Consider the following 1,686-nt stretch of genomic DNA (forward strand, 5'->3'; position numbering starts at 1 on the left):
ACACCCGCGATACGTGCCATGAACTTGTTCTCCTAGCTCCACGGGATCCGGCATGGCAGCGCGGCCCCATCTCGACGCAATAGCTCCGAACGCACGATTGCGGCGAGCGCAAACAAGCGCCGCCGGGAACCGGTGTGTCGGAGTAAGGATCAGTTAAGCGCGCGCAAACGCCGTGTCAAGCGATCGGTTCCGCTCCCGCCGAGATCGTAGCGAGCCGGCAAACGGCCCATTGAGGAAACAGTTCGTGACGCGATCTCAGCAGCTTGGAACCCGAACGCCGCCATCTTCACGGCTTGTTAGCGATGTCGCGCCAAGGTGATTCCCGCAGCAACGGAGCAAGCAGGTGACCCCGATGGATCGCGAAATCGCTAGGATCGAGCGGCGGCTCTCCAAATCATGCTCGCGATCCGCGTCCTATACCCCGCCGGTGGTCACCGACCTGATCAAGCAGATCGACATCGCGGTGAGCGAACGCCGCGCCGCCTGACCCGCCGTTCGCCGCTCAATCAGAAGACGACGATGTCCGGCGTGGTGAACGCCGCGACGAACAGCATCAGCGCCAATCCACCCGACAACCCGCACAGGACGTAGCCGACATAAGCGAGGATCGGCGGGTTGGGGCGCTTCATCCGGCGATTACGCGACGCGCCCGAAAGCACGAAGCTCGCCAACATCCCATAGGTGAATACGATCGCCCCCAACATCCGCGGTTCCTCCGATTGCGCCAGCGACCCCCCGGTCGCACGTTCGCTATTGAAGATACGACGGATCGCTTAGCAATCCGTTAACTACGACGCGGGAGGCGGATGCTGACGCGGTGACTGAACGGCGATGGCCCTCCCAACATCGTCATCCCCGCGCAGGCGGGGATCCATACTGGCTACCGCTGAACTGTGAGAGGCAACGCTCGCCAGTCTGGACCCCCGCCTGCGCGGGGATGACGAAGAAACCGATCGGCGTCCCCAAGTCCCCGCAGCCTAGCGAGCGCCGTCGAGGATCCCGTCGATCGCGGTGCTGACATGCGAAATGTCCGCCATGCCGTCGATCGGCTTCACCAGACCGCGCGCTTCGTAGATCGGCAGGATCGGTGCAGTCTTGGCGCGATACTCCGCCATCCGGGTGTGCACCGTCTCCGCATTGTCGTCGGGCCGGCGCTTGAACTCGGTCGATCCGCAGACGTCGCAAACGCCCTCGACTTTGGGTTGCTTGAACCGATCGTGATAGCCCTCGCCGCAATTCGCACAGGTATACCGCCCGGTCACACGCTCGATCAGCGCCGCCTCGTCGACTTCCAGCTCGATGACGTAGTCGAGCGTCCGGCCACGCGACACCAGCAGCTCGTCGAGCGCGGTCGCCTGCGCCGCGGTTCGCGGATAGCCGTCGAAGATCACCCCCGTGTCCGCGTCGAGCGCGTCGAGCTTCTCGCCGATCAGCGCCGAGACGATCTCGTCCGACACCAAACCGCCCGATTCCATCACCGCCTTCGCCTGCTGCCCGGTCGGGGTCCCGGCTTTCACGGCCGCCCGCAGCATGTCGCCGGTCGAAAGCTGGACCATGCCGCGATCCGCGACGAGCTTGCTCGCCTGGGTGCCCTTGCCCGCCCCTGGCGGTCCAAGAAGGATGATGTTCACGCCCGACCTCTCCCGAATCTCGCTTAGCTTCGCCGCCGCCTTAGCGGAGACGACC

Annotated in this window: 3 protein-coding genes; 1 reads left to right on the top strand and 2 read right to left on the bottom strand. The window is 64.5% G+C overall.

What is annotated here, in order from left to right; genetic code table 11:
- The first annotated feature begins 343 nt into the window (after positions 1–343).
- On the top strand, positions 344–487 hold the full coding sequence (locus VF643_RS03935) for a hypothetical protein (RefSeq protein WP_331042070.1): 144 nt from the start codon (positions 344–346) through the stop codon (positions 485–487).
- 19 nt (positions 488–506) lie between these two features.
- On the opposite strand, the gene VF643_RS03940 is transcribed toward VF643_RS03935, so the two are convergent.
- Together VF643_RS03940 and VF643_RS03945 are read right to left on the bottom strand one after the other, a co-directional pair.
- On the bottom strand, positions 507–704 hold the full coding sequence (locus VF643_RS03940) for a hypothetical protein (protein ID WP_331042071.1): 198 nt from the start codon (positions 702–704) through the stop codon (positions 507–509).
- 273 nt (positions 705–977) lie between these two features.
- Positions 978–1,631, bottom strand: a complete 654-nt coding sequence (locus VF643_RS03945) for an adenylate kinase (protein WP_331042072.1) — start codon at positions 1,629–1,631, stop codon at positions 978–980.
- Between the last annotated feature and the right edge of the window lie 55 nt (positions 1,632–1,686).

The sequence above is a fragment of the Sphingomonas sp. genome, from assembly GCF_036387595.1.
Classification (GTDB): Bacteria; Pseudomonadota; Alphaproteobacteria; order Sphingomonadales; family Sphingomonadaceae; genus Sphingomonas.